General features: G+C 37.0%; 16 protein-coding genes and 2 tRNA genes. 6 read left to right on the top strand and 12 right to left on the bottom strand.

Annotated features, from left to right (window positions below; translation table 11 throughout):
• Positions 1-1,182: a glycosyltransferase family 4 protein gene (locus tag PTI45_RS07915; RefSeq protein ID WP_083243410.1), complete on the bottom strand. Its 1,182-nt coding sequence runs from the start codon at positions 1,180-1,182 to the stop codon at positions 1-3.
• 382 nt (positions 1,183-1,564) lie between these two features.
• Here PTI45_RS07915 and PTI45_RS07910 point away from each other — a divergent pair, with 382 nt between their 5' ends.
• The gene (locus PTI45_RS07910; protein ID WP_069327018.1) at positions 1,565-2,185 is read left to right on the top strand and encodes a 50S ribosomal protein L25; all 621 of its coding nucleotides are present in this window, start codon (positions 1,565-1,567) and stop codon (positions 2,183-2,185) included.
• A gap of 126 nt (positions 2,186-2,311) precedes the next feature.
• Here PTI45_RS07910 and PTI45_RS07905 read toward each other — a convergent pair whose 3' ends face one another.
• Both PTI45_RS07905 and PTI45_RS07900 read right to left on the bottom strand, forming a co-directional pair.
• Positions 2,312-3,301 (bottom strand): D-cysteine desulfhydrase family protein, encoded by a 990-nt coding sequence (locus PTI45_RS07905; protein WP_069327017.1) that lies wholly within the window; start codon positions 3,299-3,301, stop codon positions 2,312-2,314.
• A 90-nt stretch (positions 3,302-3,391) separates the two neighbouring features.
• Complete coding sequence (locus PTI45_RS07900; RefSeq protein WP_069327016.1) at positions 3,392-4,045, bottom strand: serine/threonine-protein kinase; 654 nt, start codon at positions 4,043-4,045, stop codon at positions 3,392-3,394.
• Positions 4,046-4,269: 224 nt separating this feature from the next.
• Between PTI45_RS07900 and PTI45_RS07895 the strand changes: the two genes are divergently transcribed.
• Entirely contained in the window at positions 4,270-4,644 is a 375-nt protein-coding gene (locus PTI45_RS07895) for a ribosomal protein L7/L12 (protein ID WP_069327015.1), read from the top strand.
• Between the two features lie 71 nt (positions 4,645-4,715).
• On the opposite strand, the gene PTI45_RS07890 is transcribed toward PTI45_RS07895, so the two are convergent.
• Both PTI45_RS07890 and PTI45_RS07885 read right to left on the bottom strand, forming a co-directional pair.
• On the bottom strand, positions 4,716-6,161 hold the full coding sequence (locus tag PTI45_RS07890; protein ID WP_069327014.1) for an FAD/NAD(P)-binding protein: 1,446 nt from the start codon (positions 6,159-6,161) through the stop codon (positions 4,716-4,718).
• A gap of 402 nt (positions 6,162-6,563) precedes the next feature.
• A complete protein-coding gene (locus tag PTI45_RS07885) occupies positions 6,564-8,414 on the bottom strand; it encodes a UbiD family decarboxylase (RefSeq protein ID WP_069327013.1) in 1,851 nt (616 codons plus the stop codon).
• Between the two features lie 313 nt (positions 8,415-8,727).
• Here PTI45_RS07885 and PTI45_RS07880 point away from each other — a divergent pair, with 313 nt between their 5' ends.
• Entirely contained in the window at positions 8,728-9,801 is a 1,074-nt protein-coding gene (locus PTI45_RS07880; protein ID WP_069327012.1) for a polysaccharide deacetylase family protein, read from the top strand.
• A 194-nt stretch (positions 9,802-9,995) separates the two neighbouring features.
• Complete coding sequence (locus tag PTI45_RS07875) at positions 9,996-11,084, top strand: low temperature requirement protein A (RefSeq protein WP_069327011.1); 1,089 nt, start codon at positions 9,996-9,998, stop codon at positions 11,082-11,084.
• Between the two features lie 132 nt (positions 11,085-11,216).
• Here the strand turns inward: PTI45_RS07875 and PTI45_RS07870 are convergent, their stop codons facing one another.
• The 7 genes from PTI45_RS07870 to PTI45_RS07840 all read right to left on the bottom strand — a co-directional run bounded on the left by PTI45_RS07870 (position 11,217) and on the right by PTI45_RS07840 (position 21,342).
• Positions 11,217-11,891 (bottom strand): TetR/AcrR family transcriptional regulator, encoded by a 675-nt coding sequence (locus PTI45_RS07870; RefSeq protein ID WP_069327010.1) that lies wholly within the window; start codon positions 11,889-11,891, stop codon positions 11,217-11,219.
• 135 nt (positions 11,892-12,026) lie between these two features.
• On the bottom strand, positions 12,027-13,211 hold the full coding sequence (locus PTI45_RS07865) for a hypothetical protein (protein WP_069327009.1): 1,185 nt from the start codon (positions 13,209-13,211) through the stop codon (positions 12,027-12,029).
• Between the two features lie 202 nt (positions 13,212-13,413).
• The gene (locus PTI45_RS07860) at positions 13,414-14,868 is read right to left on the bottom strand and encodes a glycoside hydrolase family 1 protein (protein WP_069327008.1); all 1,455 of its coding nucleotides are present in this window, start codon (positions 14,866-14,868) and stop codon (positions 13,414-13,416) included.
• A gap of 150 nt (positions 14,869-15,018) precedes the next feature.
• Positions 15,019-16,923: a beta-glucoside-specific PTS transporter subunit IIABC gene (locus PTI45_RS07855; RefSeq protein ID WP_069327007.1), complete on the bottom strand. Its 1,905-nt coding sequence runs from the start codon at positions 16,921-16,923 to the stop codon at positions 15,019-15,021.
• A gap of 415 nt (positions 16,924-17,338) precedes the next feature.
• Complete coding sequence (locus tag PTI45_RS07850) at positions 17,339-17,707, bottom strand: hypothetical protein (RefSeq protein WP_069327006.1); 369 nt, start codon at positions 17,705-17,707, stop codon at positions 17,339-17,341.
• Between the two features lie 142 nt (positions 17,708-17,849).
• Positions 17,850-21,113, bottom strand: a complete 3,264-nt coding sequence (locus PTI45_RS07845; protein ID WP_069327005.1) for a DEAD/DEAH box helicase — start codon at positions 21,111-21,113, stop codon at positions 17,850-17,852.
• A 156-nt stretch (positions 21,114-21,269) separates the two neighbouring features.
• Positions 21,270-21,342: transfer RNA gene (locus PTI45_RS07840), tRNA-Ala, on the bottom strand.
• Between the two features lie 234 nt (positions 21,343-21,576).
• On the opposite strand from PTI45_RS07840, the gene PTI45_RS07835 reads away from it, so the two are divergent.
• Together PTI45_RS07835 and PTI45_RS07830 are read left to right on the top strand one after the other, a co-directional pair.
• The gene (locus PTI45_RS07835) at positions 21,577-22,551 is read left to right on the top strand and encodes an ABC transporter substrate-binding protein (protein ID WP_069327004.1); all 975 of its coding nucleotides are present in this window, start codon (positions 21,577-21,579) and stop codon (positions 22,549-22,551) included.
• A 265-nt stretch (positions 22,552-22,816) separates the two neighbouring features.
• Positions 22,817-22,900: transfer RNA gene (locus PTI45_RS07830), tRNA-Leu, on the top strand.
• The last annotated feature ends 9 nt before the right edge of the window (positions 22,901-22,909 follow it).

The following is a 22,909-nucleotide window of genomic DNA, read 5'->3' as shown; positions in this document are numbered from 1 at the left end:
TTATACTGCACTCCCTTTTAATCCGTAACTGCTAGACATGACTTCACGAAATAGTTTGGCATAGGACTTCACAACTTCGCTCCACATCATGGTTTGTCCAAGAGCCAAGGTTTTGTTTTCCATTTCTGTCTTCAGCTCTGGGTGATCTAATATATTCAACATATGCGTTTCTAACGATGCTGAATCATTGAACTCTGCTAGCATCCCTCTGCCATCTGCTAACATTTCAATAGCATAACGATAAGGCGTCGAAATAATAACACGTCCGTATCCTATTCCATAAGCCAGTGTTCCACTTACAGCCTGATCTTTTCCCAAATAAGGAGTCAAATAAATATCAGACATGACCAACGACTGAACCACTTCTTCTTGCGTCAACAGTCTATCTACAAAAGCGACATTATTCTCAAGTCCAAGTTCAGTGACCAAATCAGTTAGCTTTTGACGATATACTTCACCGACCTGTTGTTTCACGACTGGATGTGTTTTTCCCCATATAATATAAAGCGCTTCTGGATGTGTTTTGACAACACCGCTCATCGCTTGAATCGCATATTCGATCCCTTTACCCGGGCTCAAAAATCCAAATGTAGATAATACTTGACGATCACTATATCCATAACGTTCTTTCAATTCAGTACGACTACCTGTGTCAACAAAAGGAACACCATGATGATACATTTCTATTTTATCAGCAGCAATATCGTACACTTCGATCAAATCTTGTACTTTATTCTGCACCATTGTCACTACTTTATAACTCATATCTGCTAGCTTTTTCATAATCTGACGTTGCTTATCGCTAGGTTCAGATAGAACGGTGTGGAAAATAATAATAAACGGTATGGTTAAATGTTCTGCAAGTTCTACAACATACTCGCCACTTTCGCCGCCGTAAATACCGAATTCATGTTGAATCACCAGTACGTCTGTATTGGATTGATTCAATTCATTCGCTGCTTTCAAATAATCAGCACGTTCAAACTGATTAATTTGCCCCATGACCTGACTACCGTACTCATATGTTTTGTCGTTGTTTACAGCCATAATATGTGGAGGATTAAAATCGCTTATTTTTTGAATTTCATCAAGCATATCTTGCGAAAAGGTAGCCAATCCACATTCTCTTGGTAGACTGGTTCCTAAAAATACAATATTCCGTTTTTTGATCTCTTTGTTCATAGTTATTTTCTCCCTTTTATTATATTATTTTCCAAAATGAGATAACAAAAAAGAAATAAAGATACCTTTATTTCTTAAGATCGAATAAATTTGTATTTGATTCTGTACGTATTGGATAAGCAATTAAAATGAGTCATGATGTATATTCTTAGCTGATATGTGTATCTTTCCGTTCCTATCTGCTTCCCTAACTTTACCACTCTGTGGATAAGTTGTCAAATAATTAACTTAGTATGGCAACATATTTGACAAGCAACAAACTTGTAGTAACATGATACATAACAACAAGAAAATGTGTTCGCATGGCGAGCTGATTAGACATCCATTGCTAATCAGCTTTTTTTGCGTAAAATTTTCTTGTATGTCCAAGGAGGCAATACAAATGAGTAACTCTATTGTATTAAATGAACGTAGTAGCCAACAAAGTGGATCACAGATTCGTGAATTAAGAACTAGCGGGCGAATTCCTGCTACTGTATATGGTAAAGATATTGGTAGTGTTTCGGTTATGGTTGAAGAAAAATCATTTTTAGCAACAATTAAAGAGAATCCTCGCGCTATTCTTATGGCAGACATTCCTACCAAAGGCAAAAAGCCTGTTACTATTCAACATATTCAAAAAGATCCGATTACAAGAAAGATTTTGCATATTGATTTTCACCAATTGAATATGAATGTAGCGATGGATACTAAAGTAACTATTCATTTCTCTGGCGAACCGATCGGTGTCTATGAAGGCGGCGTTATGCAAGTCGAATTGTATGAAGTTGATGTTCGTTGTATGCCTGATGATTTGCTAAGTGCTTTTGAAGTCGATATTACTAAAATTGGTATTGGTGAGCATTTATTAGTATCTGATCTTGAATTCCATAAAGGCGTTGAAGTCCTTACTGATCCTACAGCTGTTGTAATCAAAGTATCTCCAGCTATTGAAGCCGAACTAGAAGATGAATCAGCTGTAGCTACTCCTGTTGTACCTGAAGTAGACAAACCTACTGCATAATTATATTTAATAAAGGCAATGCCTATAATCCTAATTTGTAATAAATATTTTAATTTAGCTTATTGCGATTTATTATAAAAGTCTGCTAACACTAGATTATTATGTGTATAGCAGACTTTTTCTATTTTAAAATTCAAAAGATGCACTGTGAGGAAATAATCCGTATAATCCGCCAGTATGAATAAATAAGATATTTTGTAGGTCTTGGAATGTGCCTTTACGAATTTCTTCAACTAACCCGTAAAAAGCTTTCCCCGTATACACAGGATCAAGAATTACACCTTCTAGCGAAGCCAGATCTTTAATACACTGTAATTCTTGAGGTTGACTTTGAGCATAACCTTTACCTACATAGCCGTCTATGATTTCTATCGCTTCAGTCGGTATCGTAACCGATTGATCAAGGTAATGAGCACTTTCTTCAATAACTGTAGTGATCGCTTTTATAAAATAATCTTCATCATCACACACATTAATCCCTATAATACGATGTGAAGTAGGAAGTAACTGTTGAGCTAGCAATAATCCACCATGTGTCCCACCTGAGCCTACTGCCACAATAACAGCATCGAAAGAGATACCTAATTCTTGCTCTTGCTGGACGATTTCTTGTAGCGCTGAGAAATATCCAAATGCACCGATTCCGCTTGAAGCTCCTTCTGGAATCACATAAGCTTGTTGTCCTTTAGCTGATACTTCATCAGCAATCGTATGCATAATATCCATCCGATGATCTCGATAATCTTCACTACTGATCCAACGTACTTCTGCACCTAATAAATGATCCAACAATAAATTGCCTTCGTATGTATCAGGATCATGACCACGTAATACAACGATTGCTTTTAGTCCGAGCTTAGCAGCTGCGGCGGCTGTTGCACGACAATGATTCGATTGAATCCCTCCACAAGTAATCAACGTATCACAACCCTGGTCGATAGCTTCACGAATACAATATTCCAGTTTGCGAATTTTGTTACCTGATAATTCAGTCCCTGTCTGATCATCCCGCTTGATATAGATGGAAGGTCCTTGTAATTGCGCAGAGATACGCTCTAACTTTTCGATCTTGGTCGGTAGATTAGCTAGTATGATTCGTTCCGGGATAGTGATCATCGGGTAATGCCTCCTTTATAGTCTCTGTATGATCTATTACTTCTATATACCTTATTTGGGATAAATGAAAACAAAAGACACTACATCAAGTCAGTGTCTAGCTAGTTGAGCTTTTTTTCGTTTACGATATACTTGATAGCCTTTGCGTACACCTTCCAACATGATACCTGGCACTGGAAATAATATACGAGAAGCGACAGGCAAATATAGACGATAATATGCTTTTTTGAAGTCTACCCACATTTTACATTCTTCTTGTTTGTAAAAGTCAGAGATATCAACGATCAGCCCTCGTCCATGTTCAACCATCACATTTTTACCATGAATATCATGAGGACGTAGACCTTTGGAAATAGCATAATCGAGCGCCGCATCTATATCTTTGATCGCTTGTTCAGAGACTAGAATTCCGCGTTTCATACATTCATAGACGGTTACACCTCGTAGACGCTTTAGAACTAGAAAATTCTCGCCTACATAATAACAAGCGGAATACGCAGGATGTACACCTAACTTTTCATAAACGGCTGCTTCTTCTTTTAAGCCTGTCTTCCCAATTGCATATACTTTCACTGCATAATCTTCATAATCGGGATGATAAAATACAGCTGCATAATTCCCTGCACCGAGTAAAATCCATGGCTGAGGTGCATTTTTTACTCGTACAGGCTCCATAAAATGAAAACTTTCTACAATAACATGAGCGATCAATTCATCCCTTACTTGCTGTAATAACTTTTCCATCTCATACGCTCCCTATAGCTTCATTCATCAACAGGTTATTCTTTTCTAAGTATGTACATACTGTAAGTGATTCACAGTATTATTTTACGTGATAATGTAGCAAAACGCATCTACATTTCATAGATTTATTTCACAAAAGATAAACAATAGATGCTGATATGACCCCTAATCTGATGTATGTTATACTTTTGTAGATGACTATATAAAGAAAGGAGCAAGATACCATGAATACATATGAAATTGTAGCGATGATTGCGCTTGTATTATCCGTATTTCTGTTACTGCGTGTCATTAGTCTACAAAGTCAACTCAACGAAATAAAATCAGATCTAGAATGGCTCAAAAATCGGCCGGGTAATGCAGGAGTGTCTACCTCTTATCGTGCCAAGTCGGTATCTTCAACAAGTGAAGTTCATCCTCCTCATTCACCGCCAATGATTGACCAAGCTACTTTTGAAGAACGTATATTGTTTTTGACTCATGACAATAAAAAGATTCAAGCGATCAAAGAAGTTCGTGAAGCACGTGGATGGGGACTCAAAGAAGCCAAAGATTATGTAGATCACTTGGAAAATGAATACAAACAAAAAAACCTGTAAGCACGATTTAAACGTGTTTGCAGGTTTCTTTTTATAGAACGATCATTAAGTTACAGACTTTCAAAGCTTACTTATACATCTACAGTATTGGCTACTTTCGGCCATTGTCCGATAAACTCATCTTCAGCGTAAGCGAAGAAATTGTGTAAAATATCTGCTCGATCGTCTAAAAACAATTCATCCGCAATCGCTCCGACTAACTTCGGTATCGCAAATCGCATGCCTGAAATCGCAGATGCCGATAATCCACAACTGACCAACGCAGAATAGTTAAAAACATACAATCCATGCAGTCGTTCTTTACCAGCTTCATCTCGACTTTGCAGACCGAACCCTGCATTAAGATACGGATGAGCATCCAATAATGGATTAGCCATGTCTGCCGGTGCTGTATATTTATCACTCCAACGTGCAATATGAGACTCTACTAACTTCAATTCAGGACGTAATGCGGGATCACTTAATAATCCTGTACTGATAATTAAGAAGTCAAACGAAAATCTTCCTTGAGGTGTGGTAACGACAGCTTGCTCACCTACTTGTTCAACCTTTAACCATGGTGATCCCAAATGAAGATGAAAACCATCCCATGCAGATGCACGTTCAAATGTATCATTGGTGGGTGGTTGATTGTATTTGAAAAAGTGCCCGATTGCTGCATATTTATCTTCATCTTGCAAAGCGGCAAATCGTTCAATCATACCCGATACTTCCATTTGTCGAATCGGATTGATTCGTGGTAATTGTTCACGTCTGACAAAAACATGAGCTTCGCCTACACCTTGCGTAAGGGCAAAATGAGTATTATCAAAAGCGGAAGCTCCGCCACCTAATATAGCTACTTTTTTGCCTTTTAACGGTTCAAAATCAATATCTGCTGAAGTATGAGCATACAGATGAGAAGGCAGATGATTACTAATCATTGGTGGAACATGCCACTCTCCGCCGCCTTGTATACCTGTCGCTAATATGACTTTGCGTGCTAAAAGTACGTCATTAACGCTTACTGAATCTGAGCTGGTATTCTCGATATGCAGACGGTGAATCCCTTCTTCGGTCGGTTCGATCAGCTTCAAGCGTACATGATTGCGTACAGGTAAATCAAGAATATGGCGATACCACCGTAGATAATTCATCCAGTCTCCACGTGGAATTTTATCCACAGCTGCCCATCCTTCTGCACCTGTCTGTGCTTCCCACCATGAGCGGAACGTTAATGAAGGAATCCCTAGATCTATTGATGTTAAATGCTTAGGAGTACGCAAAGTGACCATCCGTGCATACGTTTCCCACGGGCCTTCAACCCCTTCTTGATTTTCATCTATAACCAAAATATTCGATATCCGTTCACGCAATAATCCAAAAGCCGCGCCCAGACCACTCTGACCACCACCTACAATCACGACATCATAGACATGACCTGCTGGATGTTGCAATGGACGTACCCAATCTGCTCCTCCATAAGCTAGATAAGAAAGGTCTGTTTTCACACGTTGATTCAGTTCTGCCAAACTCATACTCTCTCATCCTTCCTCTGCTCTATATCTATTGATTATTAGAATGAATTGAAGCTATTTAATATGAGATGTTGATGTGATATATTATTTTATTTTATTTTAAATTTAAATGTAATGAGATGTAACTTGTAAGCTTATTATATATGTAATATTCTTCTTTTTAAAAGTTAATGATAGATTTATTGTCATGATTTCTAAATTAAAAGCTTCATATTGTTGTTTATTACTAACTTTCTGATAATTTTTCTTTCTTTCATGGTATATAAGTTATCATATCGAGTGTTTTTTCTCTATTGGTTCTATTTCTTCACTAACTATTTCGTTCTTTTACCACGTAAATGTATATAATAAAAAGAACCTTTCTCTATAACTAAGAGTAAAGGTTCTTTGTTGATCATCTTTTTACGATTGTGAAGTACGACGCGCTAATGTACTCAAGCTTGCTCCATCTGCAAACAGTCGCTCTATATTTTGCGCCACGTCAGGATCAGGTATCAATGGTGGAGCTTGATGAGGCTTGGTACGTGCATCAATAATGACATTATCACAACCCCAATGCTTATGCTTGGTAAAGCTATTCACTCCATACATATCATGAGAAGGATTGCTTCGTGTAAACGTAACCCACAAGAAATTGTCGATCGTCGCACTTAAAAATGGACTATCATCGCACAGGATAATTAACGGACAGTCAGGCAATTCACCACGTTGTGCAATACTCTCACATAGATCCTGTAATTGTTGCTCGGTATGTTCATAATCGACAAAGCTAGCCCCTTGTAAAGCCACTACGCCTGGCATCACCAGATGAGCTGCTCCACATTGCGGTAGATCATGTAAGATCGCCGGAACCTCTGTACATAATTCACGCTTCGGTTCACCTACAGCCGCAAAGATCACTTTACTACCTGTATTAAGCCCGGTCCCTGAATAGTCTAGAGTATCGATTGTTGTATTCGTATAGAAATGAATATCACGGTGCAAATTAATCCGCTTCAATATATACGTTAGAAAATGTTCAACATGATGAGAATCCAATATCTCTTCTTCTTCCGCAGTCATAAATAAATATTTGGCAAGACTTAACTGCCCTGTTCCCAGAATTCGATTCGCTATCGTCAGAATCTCCGCTGGTTGCTTCACTTGCTGATAAGGCGTGTATCGTTCGCTACCAATCGCAAATAATAATGGATGTACCCCTGCGGCATCGACAGCATGTACTTCTTTGACTCCCGGAATCTCTTGCTTGATCGCTCCACCTGTCAATTCATGAATCAGAGCGCCAAAAGCCGTATCTTCTTGCGGTGGTCGACCTACAACGGTAAACGGGAAAATCGCATTTTTGCGTGCATAGACTTTGTGTACACGTAACATCGGGAACTCATGAGTTAGACTATAATAGCCCAGATGATCTCCAAAAGGTCCTTCTGGCTTCGTCTCATCAGGATAAATCTCGCCTGTAATCACAAAATCAGCATCGTTGCTGACACAGAATTCATCCACATAACTATAGCTAAAATGTCGTCCTGCTAATAATCCTGCAAATGTTAACTCACTCATTCCTTCAGGCAAAGGCATAACCGCAGATAAGGTATGTGCTGGAGGACCACCGATAAAACAGCTTACTTTTAGCGGTTTACCTTGACGATTGGCTTTCTCCTGATGAATACCAATACCACGATGAATCTGATAATGGATACCAATCTCTCGATTCAACTCATATTCATTCCCATTTAACTGCACACGGTACATCCCTAGATTAGAGTTCATAATCCCCGGCTTTTCCGGGTCTTCGCTATATACCTGTGGCAATGTTACAAAAGCACCACCATCATCTTGCCAGTTTTGGATCAGTGGTAGATCCTCAATCTGAATTTCTTCAAATTCTGCTGGTAATCCACTCGATTTTTTCAAAGGCAAAGCTTTACGAGCAGATAGACCTGTACCTACATATTGAAAAGGATGCTTGAGTGCTTGCATCGGATTATTACGCAAAGCGATTACATTTTGTGTGGATTCCCATGTCTCTCTAAAAATAAATTTGCTTCGTTCTACAGTTCCGAACAGATTCGATACTGCACGGAATCGAGAACCTTTTACATTTTCAAAAAGTAATGCAGGGCCGCCTGCTTCAAAAACACGCATATGAATCGCAGCCATTTCAAGATAAGGATCAACTTCTTCATGAATCCGAATCAGATGACCGTTTTTTTCCAGATCATTCACACATTCTTCCATATTACGGTAGTTCATATTCCAGCTCCATTCTACCTTTATTACTTGATCTATAGTGTAGGTTTACTTTGTTTCAAATTTGATTTAAAAATAAGTATATATGTTATATCCCCATTATGGCATGGTGTACGATATAGAGATGGTACTATTATGTGAACATGAGATCACTTCTTTTTAGTGTACGATATAATCCTGCAAAACGCATCTTACTACCTCAACTAAAATGCGCTTAATCATGATTGTTTACAAGTCACATATTATATCCCCCTCTTTATTTTCCGATATTAGTGCTAATGATGCCCCCCACTTTCTAACAAAGGATGATCTATGTATGAAATTATTCAAAACGTCTGTGTTTGTCGTTACCGGTCTGGTAACAACTCTAGCGATTGTGCTTATCGCAATGGCTATGTATTCTGATCGCAATCTTTTCTCATCCTTTACTTCTGCCTCGGCAGATCAGTCTAGCTCTTCTTCACAAACCAACCCTACAACAATCAATGAACCATTATCCGCAGACCAGCTTCCACCTGTAGAACAATTTGCTTCGATTGCCAAAAAAGATCGTTATCAAAATAAAGTTGCTGTATTGATGTACCACGATATCGATCCGATCAAGCAAGGAGGCGATATTATCACCCCTGCTCTTTTTGCGTCTCAATTGGATTATTTACGTTCTAAAGATATGAATTTTATCTCGCTCGAACAATTCCGATTATTTATGAAAGGTGGCAAAGTACCAGACAACGCCGTATTAGTAACCTTTGACGATGGGTATGAGAACTTCTACACGACAGCCTATCCAATTATGAAAGAACGTCATATTCCAGGGGTAAGCTTTGTCATTACAGGAGATTTTAGCAAAGGCGCTCTTGTGGCGACTCCACATATGACCAAAGCAGAAATCAAAAATATGACCAGCACAGATCCAACAATGGAAGTGCAAGCTCACACCAATAAATTACATTATAAAACAAGCGATACTACAGACGCATTAACCGCTCCACTGGTAAAAGATGGAGTCACCGAGACCTATGAGCATTATCTAGCACGCATTGAAAATGATATGAGACGCTGTGTTGAAGCGCTTCGTCCACTCACTCCACATGTAATCAATACATTTGCTTATCCTTACGGATTGCATACACCAGAAGTTGAGAAGATTATCCAAAAAGTAGGCATTCGTTATGCTTTTACAACAGAACTTGGATTAGTCACACGTGATACCGATCTTATGACGATTCCACGGGTTAACGGGGGTTCTCCATTAATTGATCCAGAACGGTTATACAATTCAATCATGTGGGAAAATAAACTGCCGGGTCGTAACCTATTTATTCCTGATTCGATTCAACATAGCGGTCGTGAAGCAGGAGAATCCGAGAAATCTATGACTTCGAAATAAACTAACTATATTCTGATCTAAATACCAGCTTGCGATTGTTATGATTCCACAAATGAATAAGCTTTGAGGAAACAACCCGTTATCGCTTCATTACAGATAACGGGCTTTTCTTTATAAAAATAATAAGCTGACACTTTTATGTCCATTCTATACAATAGATATGAAAATACGATGGATATACAAGGGGGAAATTTATGTTAGAAAAGAAGGTAACCTGGCTAGAGTTGTTTTATGATCTTCTATTTGTAGCGGCAGTCTCTAAAGCGACCCATGTGTTACTTCATGTCGAACACGGTGGTATGTCTTTGGAACAGCTAGCCAAGTTTTTACTTATTTTTATTCCGATCTGGTGGGCTTGGGTAGGGCAAAGTGTATATAACAATCGATTTGGAAAAGACAGCACCAAAGACCGGATATTTATGATTGTGCAATTATTTTTTGTATTGATCATGACAGCCAGTCTTAATATTGATTTTGATTCAAATTACATACCTTTTCTGATTGGATATATCGGTTTGCGGGCATTAATGGTGATTCAGTATATGATCACGACTACTCAAGAGAAACATCATCGCCAAGAAACGGCTCGATTTTTTGGCAAGTATTTCTGGCTAGGGATTGTTATTTCATGTTGTTCTTTGTTTTTCGATTCATGGATTCGTTATTTTGTTCTGTATGCAGGGATAGCGGTCGATATTATCGTCCCTTTGATCGGTCGTCGAAATCTAGTTAAAACGCCGATTCATACCGCTCACTTGTTAGAACGTTTTGCTTTATTTACGTTGATTTTGCTAGGTGAGTCAGTGATCAGTATGCTATCTGTACTGCAATCTGATCAATTTACACCTTCGTCTATTCTGTTTGCGGCGATGGCATTTGTATTGATTATTGCGATCTGGTGGCAGTATTTTGAAAATGTCGAAAAGCATGTGGATAAAGAAAAACAAACTGCCGGGCAAACAATTATGTATGGGCATCTGTTTATTTACTTTTCACTGAGTATGATTGCGGCTTCGATTCAGTTATTATTTTTGGAGCAACTGTCGTATCTATTTATTCTTAGCTTTACATTTATTTCGGTATTGATTTACTTTGTGGCTGTAATGGTCGTATTCCATCGGTATCGCTACCATAACTTCAAGCCACGATTTAAAGTGATGATTGGACTGATTCTTACACTGATTGTCTTATTCGCTTTTGATTGGCTGGTTATGGTTTCTCCACATATCGTGTTGGCTGAATTGATGGTCTTCTTTATTGTATTTGCCAAAGTCACAACGTAACCATTTCTACAAAGTAACATAAATAATCCCTGTATGCCATCGCCTGTTGAGGTTTTGGATGCAGGGATTATTATCTTATTTATCTCAAAAGTGTATGCTTGCTTATCTTCCTCTAATGTTCCGATGGATATCTTACGAACTAGCTATAACCTTTTGCTCGATGCCACGTAACAAAATATCTAATCCCGATTCAAACATCTCATCTGTACCGACTTCTCCAAATAGACCATTGGTATACATCCGGTGAATAATACTTACTTTTTCTTGTGGAATCTGATCAAATGATTTTAGCGCCCAACCTTCTAATAACTTCTCATCTTTAACACCAATACCGATCGCGACTTGTTGACGTTCATACTCATCGAGTTCATGACACAATACATAGTTAATCACACAGACGATATAGTTCAACTTTTCTTTATCTGTCAGCGGAAGAGGTTCGATCGGTTGCAGAAATTGATCTAACAACTGCAAATAATCGCTTTCTAAAGGCAATGTTCTCATTAGCAATTGAGCAGAACATGGATAAATTCGTAACTGTTCTCGCATCGTGACTGCATAATGATGCAATTGTTTTTTCCAATCTCCTTGCAGATGAATATTCAGCATAATTTCTCTTGCGACTTGATTTGCCATAGCTTGAAAAAGTAATTGTTTGCTTTTGAAATACCAATAAATCGAAGGCGCTTGAATCCCGATCAAGTCTGCTAATTTACGCATACTGAACTTTTCCAATCCATCTTGAGCTAACAATTCCCAAGATGCTTCCAATACTCTCGCTTCACTCACTGCTATTTTTTTAGCCATTTTATCCCTCTTATCTAACCCTGTAAGATTTTGTTCACTTCTTATTTGGTTCATGATATCATCTAACGATGTTAGATTCAACTTACAGTATTAAATAACAAATTAACAAAGAATAGTATTATAGACAATCTCAAATTATTTCAGTTGGTATTTAGATACTTTGTTCTTCGACTCTTCTAATGTATAAACAATATTATTATCATATTGCATAATTTTAGTATCTTCGTTATTCAATTTAAAATTTTGGATAACAGACATATCTTTTGGATCGAGCACATATTGTTCTATCACAAGATCCAACCAAATTTTGTGATCATCTGTCATTCTAGCGGATGGATAAATAGGCACTTCATCATCTATATGATCAAATGCGTGTTTAGCTACAAATCCTTTCGAATCATAAAGAGAAACTGTTTTATCAACATAAACAATATAATAGTTACCTACTTCTCTAATCTCTGCATTACCTGGAACTTCTCTAGTCCATAATACTTTTCCTTGCGGAGAAATAGCAATTAAACGATTACCTGTTTTCGGTAAATCAGCTCTAAATAGTACAGTGCCATCATCCCATACTATTGTATATCCAATATCTGTAGTGGCACCTTTTGGAAATTCATAGCGATATAAACGTTTCATCGCTGTATTATAAACATCGGATTTAAAATAATTAAAGGATACAGATTGGTTTTGGACAATGACATAGGTATCTGTTACTTTTTCAACATGTCCAGAAATCAATTTTTTAAATATTTGTTTACCATTTTTATTATATCCATAGACAATCGTTGTCTCATTTCCTGTCTTAGTAGACTTAGGAACTATATAAAGCAATGTTCCATCTTTCATCAGGTGAACTGGATTATTCCATACTGCATCTGGATGTTGTTGTTCAGGAAGCTCAATCATCCAATTTTGTTTCCCTTTAGCATTGATAGAATACAATAAACGATTAGATTCAAAATAAGCATATGTTGTTCCATTTTTACCATACATGAATGGATACTCTGTTGTTAAATAACCTATTCCTTCTTTAAAAAAAGGGAATATCCATTTTGTCTTTCCTGTGTCTGGATCAACCGCATTAAGTGTGTCATAATTCCATATTTTTGTGTATGTTTTCTCATCTTGCATATGTAAATAAACTAATTTCTGATCAGTTGCAAGATGAATATCATTTTTTACATCTAAAAATTCGTCCTTTGTACTTTGTGTCCATTGTGGATTAGATAACGTACTCCATTCTTTAGCAGATGCTATTGAACTAAACGATGATAATAATACAGATGTAGCCAATACACAGATTATTCTTTTTTTCATAATAAATATCCAACCTCTCCAGTATGTATTACATTTCAAAAAAAAGGTTATTCCCCAGTATCTATATCGTCTTATGAAACGTTATAATGAAGTTTTTTATTGGATTTGTAAAAGAGCTATGATTATATCCAGCTGGTATAATAAAAAAACCTGTTAAACACTCTATAAAGTGTATAACAGGTCTTTATATTATCTTTAATATTTATTCCAACACGGCTCCATTACTCTCAATCACTTTCTGATACCAGAAAAAGCTATCTTTCCGTGAGCGATCCAGTGTACCTTTACCCTCATTATCTTTATCGACATAAATAAATCCGTACCTTTTCTTCATCTCGCCTGTACCTGCACTGACAAGGTCGATACAGCCCCATGGTGTGTAGCCGATCAGGTCAACTCCATCCGCTATCGCTTCTTGCATCGCGATCACATGTTGCTTCAAATACTCAATACGATAATCGTCATGAATACTTCCATTGGCTTCCACTTCATCCACAGCACCCAGACCATTTTCCACAAGCATCAAAGGAATCTGGTAACGATTATAAATATTGTTCAGTGACCAGCGCAATCCTTGTGGATCAATCTGCCATCCCCAATCGCTTGCTTTAAGGTACGGATTTTTGAGTCCCATGGATAGATTACCACCTACTTGTTCTTGGTCAGGATCAGCGCTCACACAAGTCGAAGAATAATAACTAAATGTATAATAATCGACACAGCCTTCTTTCAAAATCTGCTCATCTTCCGGCTCCATTACAAGTTTAATTCCTTGATCTGCAAAATAACGCTTAGCAAAGCCCGGATAGGCTCCTCTAACCTGTACATCCGAACATAAGAAGTTCGTTAAATTATCTTTTTGTTGCGCCAAAATCACATCTTCTGGATTCGAAGTCAGCGGATAGGAGCACATATAAGCAATCATACAACCAATTTTGAAATCGGGATTGATCTGATGCCCTAACTTAACGGCTTTGGCACTAGCTACAAATTGATGATGAAGCGCTTGATAGCGTGCTTGTGGATCATCTTGTGATGTATCGACTAATTCTCCATTGCCTTTAGGAATCATTGCGCCAGCCAGAAACGTTCCAAACGGTAGCGTCAAAATATTAATTTCATTAAAGGTTAACCAGTATTTCACAGTATCTTTGTACCTTGTAAATAGTGTCTCACAATAACGAGTGTAACAATCAATCACCCGGCGATCAGACCAGCCATTATATTTCTGCGCTAGAGCAAATGGGGCTTCATAGTGAGATATCGTTACCAATGGCTCAATATTATTCTTTTTCAACTCGGCAAAAACTTGATCATAGAACAGCAATCCTTCTTCACTCGGTTCAAGATCATCACCATTCGGGAAAATACGTGACCAGGCGATCGACATTCTAAATACGTTAAAGCCCATTTCACCAAACAGAGCAATATCTTCTTTATACCGATGATAGTAATCAATCGCTTCATGGCTTGGATAGTTGAGTGTTGGGTCTAATGCTGTTGTGATTTTGCGAGAAGTCGTATGTGTGCCTGCGGTCAGCATATCAGATGTACTTAAACCTTTGCCTCCTTGATCATAGCCACCTTCTAATTGGTTCGCGGCTGTTGCTCCTCCCCATAGAAATCCTTTTGGAAATGTAGGCTGTACTGTGCTCATCATTCATTCCTCCTGTTATATAGTGATCAGTATCGTTCCAAGTGTCTGTTGACCTGTATGCGGTCAGACACTTGGAACTTACATATGAGTAGAGATTATTTTGATTCAACAGAAAATGTATACGTATTCAGCAATGACATTCAATCTGTATTAGATCAAGACCGTAATTAGATCTTCTTTGAAATGAATCGCTTGCTTGTCGGTCTGCACAACATCTTGAAAATTAGCTGTATTGGAAATAATCACGGGTGTAGTTACGATATATCCAGCGGCTTTGATCGCTTCGATATCGAATTCCATCAACAATTGTCCTTTGGTGACGATATCGCCTTGTTTCACTTTAGGTGTGAAATGTTTACCTTTTAACTTCACCGTATCTTGACCCACATGGATCAAAATATCTACACCATGATCACTGGTAATCCCCAGCGCATGACCGGATGACAGCATCGAAGTCAATACACCATCCACAGGCGAATACACTTTGCCTTCAGACGGTTCAATCGCTATCCCTTTGCCCAGTGCACCTGAGGAGAATGCTTCATCTTCTACAGCACTAAGTGGAAGAATTGTTCCTTGTAACGGGCTGGCAATCGTTTCTTGAGCGATTTTGATCGTTGTTTTGGGTGCTTGTGATTCTGTGACTTTAGCTGTTTCTTTGTCGTCTTGGAACATCGCATACATAATAGCAAATCCAAGAATAAAGCTGACTCCGATACCTATCAACATGCCATAGAATCCAGCATCTATGCCGCTTGGACCGATATAACTTGGAATTCCGAAAATACCCAATCCACCTAGAATATAAGCTTTGGTACCTGCAAAACCAATAATCCCTCCACCTACCGCAGCCGCGATACAGCTGATAATAAATGGCTTTTTACGAGGAAGTGTAATTCCATAAATCGCTGGCTCGGTGACACCGAAGATACCTGAGATAAATGCAGGAATCGAAAGCGATTTGAGTTTGACGTTTTTCGTTTTGAGTAAGATTGCTAGTACAACACCTGTCTGTGCAAATGAAGCTCCAAACATCCCTGCTAAAACAGGATCGAATTTCATAACCGTTAAGTTGTTGATCACAATCGGAACCAGACCCCAGTGTAAGCCGAAAATAACAAACACTTGCCAGAATGCACCGATCAACATGCCTTCAATAATCGGGCTTAAGTTATAGACAAATAATGTACCTGCCCCTAACAATTGACCTGCCCATGTAGCAATTGGTCCAATAATAAGTAAAGTTAACGGAACAATAACAAGTAATGTACAGAACGGAACCAAAAACGTACGCACAACACTTGGAATAATTTTTTTGAAAAATACTTCTAATTTCGAACCGACATACGTAGCTAAAATAATCGGAATAACACTAGACGAATACGTCATCAGAATTACAGGTATTCCTAAAAACGTAATATGGATTGGTGACTCAAATAATGTACCTGCAAACAAGGTGTACAATGGATCGCCAGCAGTTAAGCCACTAAGCGTCGGATATACCAATGTTGCTCCGATCGCCATTCCGATAAATATATTGGCATTGAACTTTTTGGCAGCCGTATAACCCAAAAAGATTGGGAAGAAATAAAATAGACAATCGCCTAATGCATTAAGAATTTGGTATGTTCCTGACTCTGTGGTTAATACATGCAGGGCGACCAATAATGCGGTAAATCCTTTGATCATCCCTGTTGCACACAGCACGCCTAGAATTGGAGTAAATACGCCTGAAATCATATCAATAAAGCGATTGAACAAGCTTACTTTCTCTCCGTTAGATGTATCATCTTGCCCTGTATCTGCTTGAAATCCTCCAATGGTACTCACTTCAGCGTACACATCAGGCACATGATTCCCAATAACCACCTGATACTGTCCACCACTCTGAATAACGGTAACGACGCCATCCATATTTTTAAGTACATCCGTATTGGCTTTGCTTTCGTCTTTTAATTTGAAACGCAAGCGTGTAATACAGTGCGTCAGACTGTTCACATTGTCCCGACCACCAATATTGTGGATAATATCTTTGGCTAATTGTTCATATTTCATGGTTATCGCTCCTTTGGCATTGAGGTACGAAAAAAAGACAAAACCCAACTAGATCGCGTAGATGTAGATACGATCTGATTAGGTTTTGCCTGCATGACCAGTAACAATCCTATTTCTATTCTTTTGAGGGTAAGGAGTATCCTGAGCTTGCTGTATCACTTTATAGTAAGCGCTTACTTTAAAGCAATACTGAATGCTCTAGATGGAGATATTATACGCAAAAAGGCAAAACCCAACACATGTCAGACCTAGCTACATGTACTGGGTTTTGCCTTTTCAGTAACAATCCCTAAAGCAAGAATATCATCGTTTGATTCATTTGGCAAGAGAAAAGTATACGCTTACATTATTTATTTTTTAAGAGGGAATTTTAGAGTTTATTTTTAAAAATGTATTGCGTTTCTTTTCGCTTTCTTTAAAATTCGTTAGTGATATTATGCCAGTTGGTGAGATCCGGTAATTTCTGCTGAGTCCAGTAATCCAAAAGAATTTGAATGATTTCCTGGTGGTTGGATGTGTGATACGCATAATGTTGAAAAGCAGATGGGTCTTCTTCAGGTACAAACCGAATCTCAATTACCATCCCTTCCCCTTCATGTTGTTCCGAAGCCGCTTGTATGTAGATACTATGTTCGATAGGCTGACTTGGAGTGAGGATAAGATAGTCGTAGATACCTGTTTGGAAATCGAGAACGATATCTGAAATGACGGACGCTTCGATCGAATCGTTATCGTAGATCGTGCCGTTGCTGTCGATGGTGTAAGTAAGTTGTTGGTAAGACATGGGTTGGAACCTCCTGTAAGTGTTATGTATTTGGATGAGTCTATTATACGCAAAAAGTCCGCTAAACACGAAAAGTGTTTAACGGACTTTTATTTTAAACATTGCTAATGATTAAATATTTTCAAACAGAATTCTATTTCTGTTAAGCACTTGAAATGACTTCTAATTTAATATCGGAAGTTGCTTTGATAAAATCTGAAGTGACACCTAGCAATTGTAAAATCTCTTCAGAAGGATTTGCTTTTGATAAACTTGGCTGTACTATATATATCTTAAATTGTATAGGAATTTTCTTTTTAGCAATATCTAATATTTTCTCCAAATCTGCAATAGTTCCTTTTTCAAACCTTGAACTTGTTAAGCCATTCTCTTTTTTAGGTTCTCTTCTTAAAAGATGTGTTAAAATCTCTGTAGCGCCTTTTCGCTTCCAGACAACTGATTTCTGCGCTTGACCACATACCTCATAAAAGTTTTTTATTTGATTGTTAACTAAACCATTATTAGAGAATTTTAAATGATATAATTCTACTTCAATAAATTCCTTTTGTACTTTAATTGTAACAATATCTGCAATTTCTCCTTTATAATCATCATCATATATAATATCATAATCTATTTTTTTTAACTCTTCTATCATTCTGTATTGTATAGAATCTGTTATCTTTGGATATACTTTTTGGGATTCTTTACTCAAATCAATTCCGGCCCAATCAAAAATAATGATCTGCTCAGCAGGGTATAAACTTACTCTTTTTCTAAGTTGTATATAATCATTTCCAATCAAAGCTGATCCATCTGCAAACCAAATAGTTGGAATATACTCTTCAAAAAAATCAACTGCACTTTTTTGTTTTGATCCATAACGAACTTCCACTACTTCTTTACTAATTTTATGAATTTTATAATTCGGATATTCTATGTCATGGCTATTAGTATCTTTAAATAGAGAAAGTCTAAAAGTGACATAACCATCCTCAGTATCTATACAAAATAATAAATCACCATCTAATGTGGGTTCTATTAAATTAATCTCACACATTGATAAATTATATTCAGTGCCATCAATTATAAAAGAGTATTTTATCTCACTGTATTGCAACATATCTGAATCTAATTCAATCCAAACCGGGTATACAGCAGGTCTTTCTGTTATTTTTTGAGGAATTAATGTTTCTCTCAGAATGATATTAGGATCAATTTTATCATTTACTAATTTTTTGCCAATATTAGTACACCATTCTTTAAACTCTAATAAATCAGCTTCTTTTTTAGTCCATATTCTTCCTTTATATGAGCATCCAATATTAATTTTATTTCCATGTTCGTATCCACTTCCTACAACAAATGATTTTTGACCATTTTGTTTTTCAGCCAATGTAAGAGCTTCAGCCACATCACTTCCAACACTCATTCTAAAGCTAATATCTCTACCCAAAAAAAGTTTTAGGCCAACATTTTGTAAACTAATTCTATCTATCCCATGCAAAACTTTAAAAACATTCATGTGCTCAATTAACTGTGTATCTTCTCCAATTAATGCTTTCGCTAATCCTTTATAAACACTTCCATTATCTGAACTATTTATAAATAAAAGTTCGTTTTTGTCATCCCAAAACATAACAATAATATCCCAATTCAAATTATAAATTTTTTTATGATTAATCCAATCTGGATACGTACCTTTTGCAAATACAAAAATAGCAATATTTTCTTTTCTATTGACATCAAAAAATTTATAGTCAATATCATTATATGATTTGATACCTTTGTAAAAGTTATCTGGATACCAAGCTTGACCATGAGTTTTGTAAACTACCGCACTGAGCTTTGGAGTTATATTTTGAAAAGGTATTTTTAGAGAATTTATTTTAGTAAATCCTTCTATAAGCTCTTTATACTTAATTTCATTATCTATTTTCAAATGACTTATATCTGATAAAATTTTATTCCAATCTGCATCTCTAGCATATAATTCCTCTAGTTCCTCAGTAACCTTTAAATCAGCTATGTTTGCAATACATGACGCTTTACCCAATTGCTGATCATGCTTAGTTCTTGTGAATCTTCCTATAAATTGTAAAGTAATAGGTAAACTTTTTCTAATATCATGAAAAGCTGCTATTTTCAGTTGAGGTAAGTCAAAGCCTTCTCCCAACATATCTACACATACAATAATTTTGTGATGCTTATCAATTATAGCTTGATAAACTTCTGCTTTATTACTAATTGTAGAATGTATAATAACTGGATTATATTTTCCAAATTTTTTATATATTTCAAAAACAAAATTAGCTCTTTCTTTAGTAGCACATCTAGCCATCAATATATGGGGGAATCCTTTTACATGATCGTCTTCCAATCTTTGAACAGCTTTTTCTGCAATAGTAAAATCTGATCTAGATGAATCATAATCACTTACTGCTATAAATTCAATTTCCTTAAAGTATCCATCTTTTTGAGCATTTAAAAGTGGAAAATTAAAAATAATTTTTCCATCTAATCTTTTTCCATCTTGTCTAAAAGGAGTTGCTGTAAACATCATTATTTTTTCATTTTCAAAATTCAAACGGAATTTTTCCCATGTACTTGCTTTAATATGATGAGCTTCATCTATAAATACGTGAGAAACTTGTTTAGACATCTCAAGTTGCTGCTCTTCAGGGCTGTCAGCCATTAAAGTCATTGTAGATACAACTACATTACACATACTAAAAAAAGAATTTAGTTCATTTGTTGACTTAAAATGTTCTTTTACGATTCCAACAATTGGAAATAAAGAAGATTTACCTAGTATTTCAAATTCTTTTAACAATCCTAACGTTAAAAACTTTTCTGATATTTGGGTACGTAAAGAATCGCTTGGTACAGTAACTAGTATCTTTTTACATTTATAAGCTACCATTGCTGACAACATTGTTTCTGTTTTTCCAGTTCCAGTTGGTAAAACCACTGTAGCAATATCTAATGGAAGATGAAAGTGTCCTAGTATTGTATGTAAAGCACCTAGTTGTGGTTTTCTTAATCCAGATATATTTTTATCAGGTTCTTCTAATTTAGAAATAAACTGATCTGTCCAAGAATCAATAACTTCATTCGTTCCATAATTCTCTTCAATTTTTGGATGTTTTAACCACTTTTTTAACTTAAATGAATTAGATGTTATATTAGCATTGTTAGGTATTTCATTTGATAGAATTATATAGTCATATATAACGGGTATATTTGAAGACTTATTTGTAATACAATAAATTTCTTCTAAATCTTTGAATATAGCTGTCTCGTCTTCCAAAGAAACAAATACTAAATCCACTTTTCTTGCTGGTACAATAACTTGTTTAATTAAATTTTTATTTTTTGTTTCTTTAAAAACAGTTCTTTCTAAAGATGGTAAAATAAATCGATTCAAATTACCCACTCCTTTAGACTAAATTATTTAACTGATTATAGTTTATTTTTACCATATATAGCAATGTAATTATATTTATAATTTGATTATAGAAATCAATTAATTACATAAAAAAGTCCGCTAAACACGAAAAGTGTCTAACGGACTTTTATTTTATGGAACCTAGGGGGATCGAACCCCTGACCTCATCGCTGCCAGCGATGCGCTCTCCCAGCTGAGCTAAGGCCCCATGAATATGAAGTTATAGATATGTAAAGCAACAACTACATTAATTTATCACATCCACCTATACCTCGTCAAGAAAGATCCTTTTACACCTCTTTCTTCCTTCCCTGCAACCTCAATTCACACCTCTACCCCCGCAGTCTGTGACAAGCGGGTGACAGTTGGGCGGAAGCGTTGACTTTGGTTCTGTGTGTATTGGTATAATGAAGTATAGTACTCAGAAAAGAGGCGAAATGCATTGAAATTTAATACCACTTATGCCAAAGCAGGATTGGGATTACTCCTAATGTTGGTTTTTTTGACGGCTTGCGGACAGCCTAAAGAAACGCGTGCCGATATTTTCAATCCCAATGGGATCAAAACGATGCCCATCAATGATTCTTTTGGAACAGTAAGTATTCCGGTTTCTCCGAAGCGTATTGCAGTCACTAGCCAATATGCACTGGATTACCTGAATGCGATTGATGTGAATGTGGCACTGGCTCCTAAGCCGACGGAAAGCAATCCTTTTCCTATCTATATGACAGATGAAGAAAAGAATAATATTTCACTGATCGAAGGCGAAGGTACCGAGATTAATCTATCTGCATTGAAAGGGCAAAAGCCTGATCTAATCTTCACGGATAACGGCGATCGTGCAGTCTATGATGAATTGTCCAAAATCGCACCAACGATCTATATCGCACAAACCAATGACTGGCGTAGTGAATTGTACAACTACGGAACGATTGTAGATAAAGAAACGGCTGTCAAACAATATCTCAATGCTTTCCAACAAGCGACCAATGCAAGTAAATCCAAGCTAACACCTATTATCGGAACATCTACAGTAGCAGCGGCTTCAATCACCAAAGACGGTATGATGTTATACAACAATGCCAAAAATGGTGTAGGCGAAGTCATGTATCAGGATATGGCGCTTAAAGCTCCAGCTACATTGCCAACAGATGCGGTATCGGCTCCGGCAACAGTTGCTCAGTTGCAAAGCACCAATCCAGATTATCTGTTTATCTCTACAGGCGTTGCTGGTGATACACCTGACGCTTTGACCAAGCGAATGACAGCCACAGCAGATGGTGCAATATGGAACCAGTTAACAGCAGTACAGAATGGGCATGTTTATATTGTGGATCCTAGCTTTTTCAATAATACTCCTCCTGCTAAAACGTATGTATTAGAAACGATTTTGAAAAAAGTACAGGGTACATCTTAATCTAGTCTGTCTTCTCAACGATCGATGTATTAAAATCTTTTTGATATAACAAACAACGATGAATCGGTATCTCCTTTGAACTATCAAGGGAACAGTATATACGATTCATCGTTGTTTTATTTTTGTACGAATGGTATGGATCAGACCAGCAAAAAACTTGTATTCACTTTTCAAATCCGATATAATCTTAGTTACGGTGATTTGTTCACCACTCCCACATTAACTTCTCAGATAGACATCATGAACATGTGGAAGTTACATATTCGCGGTCATGGCGGAATTGGCAGACGCGCACGGTTCAGGTCCGTGTGGGCTTACCCCCGTGGAGGTTCGAGTCCTCTTGACCGCATACTTATTG

Source organism: Paenibacillus nuruki (assembly GCF_001721045.1).
GTDB classification, from domain to species: Bacteria; Bacillota; Bacilli; order Paenibacillales; family Paenibacillaceae; genus Saccharibacillus; species Saccharibacillus nuruki.
Note: the sequence above shows the minus strand (reverse complement) of the source record. Positions and strands in the feature narration are given on the sequence as shown.

Bases quoted from the DNA above. Each gene is read 5' to 3' on its own strand.
- PTI45_RS07865 (WP_069327009.1), bottom strand. From the start codon at position 13,211: ATGAAAAAAAGAATAATCTGTGTATTGGCTACATCTGTATTATTATCA.
- PTI45_RS07855 (WP_069327007.1), bottom strand. From the start codon at position 16,923: ATGAAATATGAACAATTAGCCAAAGATATTATCCACAATATTGGTGGT.
- PTI45_RS07890 (WP_069327014.1), bottom strand. From the start codon at position 6,161: ATGAGTTTGGCAGAACTGAATCAACGTGTGAAAACAGACCTTTCTTAT.
- PTI45_RS07910 (WP_069327018.1), top strand. From the start codon at position 1,565: ATGAGTAACTCTATTGTATTAAATGAACGTAGTAGCCAACAAAGTGGA.
- PTI45_RS07850 (WP_069327006.1), bottom strand. From the start codon at position 17,707: ATGTCTTACCAACAACTTACTTACACCATCGACAGCAACGGCACGATC.
- PTI45_RS07900 (WP_069327016.1), bottom strand. From the start codon at position 4,045: ATGGAAAAGTTATTACAGCAAGTAAGGGATGAATTGATCGCTCATGTT.
- PTI45_RS07875 (WP_069327011.1), top strand. From the start codon at position 9,996: ATGTTAGAAAAGAAGGTAACCTGGCTAGAGTTGTTTTATGATCTTCTA.
- PTI45_RS07895 (WP_069327015.1), top strand. From the start codon at position 4,270: ATGAATACATATGAAATTGTAGCGATGATTGCGCTTGTATTATCCGTA.
- PTI45_RS07915 (WP_083243410.1), bottom strand. From the start codon at position 1,182: ATGAACAAAGAGATCAAAAAACGGAATATTGTATTTTTAGGAACCAGT.
- PTI45_RS07880 (WP_069327012.1), top strand. From the start codon at position 8,728: ATGAAATTATTCAAAACGTCTGTGTTTGTCGTTACCGGTCTGGTAACA.
- PTI45_RS07885 (WP_069327013.1), bottom strand. From the start codon at position 8,414: ATGAACTACCGTAATATGGAAGAATGTGTGAATGATCTGGAAAAAAAC.
- PTI45_RS07860 (WP_069327008.1), bottom strand. From the start codon at position 14,868: ATGAGCACAGTACAGCCTACATTTCCAAAAGGATTTCTATGGGGAGGA.
- PTI45_RS07870 (WP_069327010.1), bottom strand. From the start codon at position 11,891: ATGGCTAAAAAAATAGCAGTGAGTGAAGCGAGAGTATTGGAAGCATCT.
- PTI45_RS07905 (WP_069327017.1), bottom strand. From the start codon at position 3,301: ATGATCACTATCCCGGAACGAATCATACTAGCTAATCTACCGACCAAG.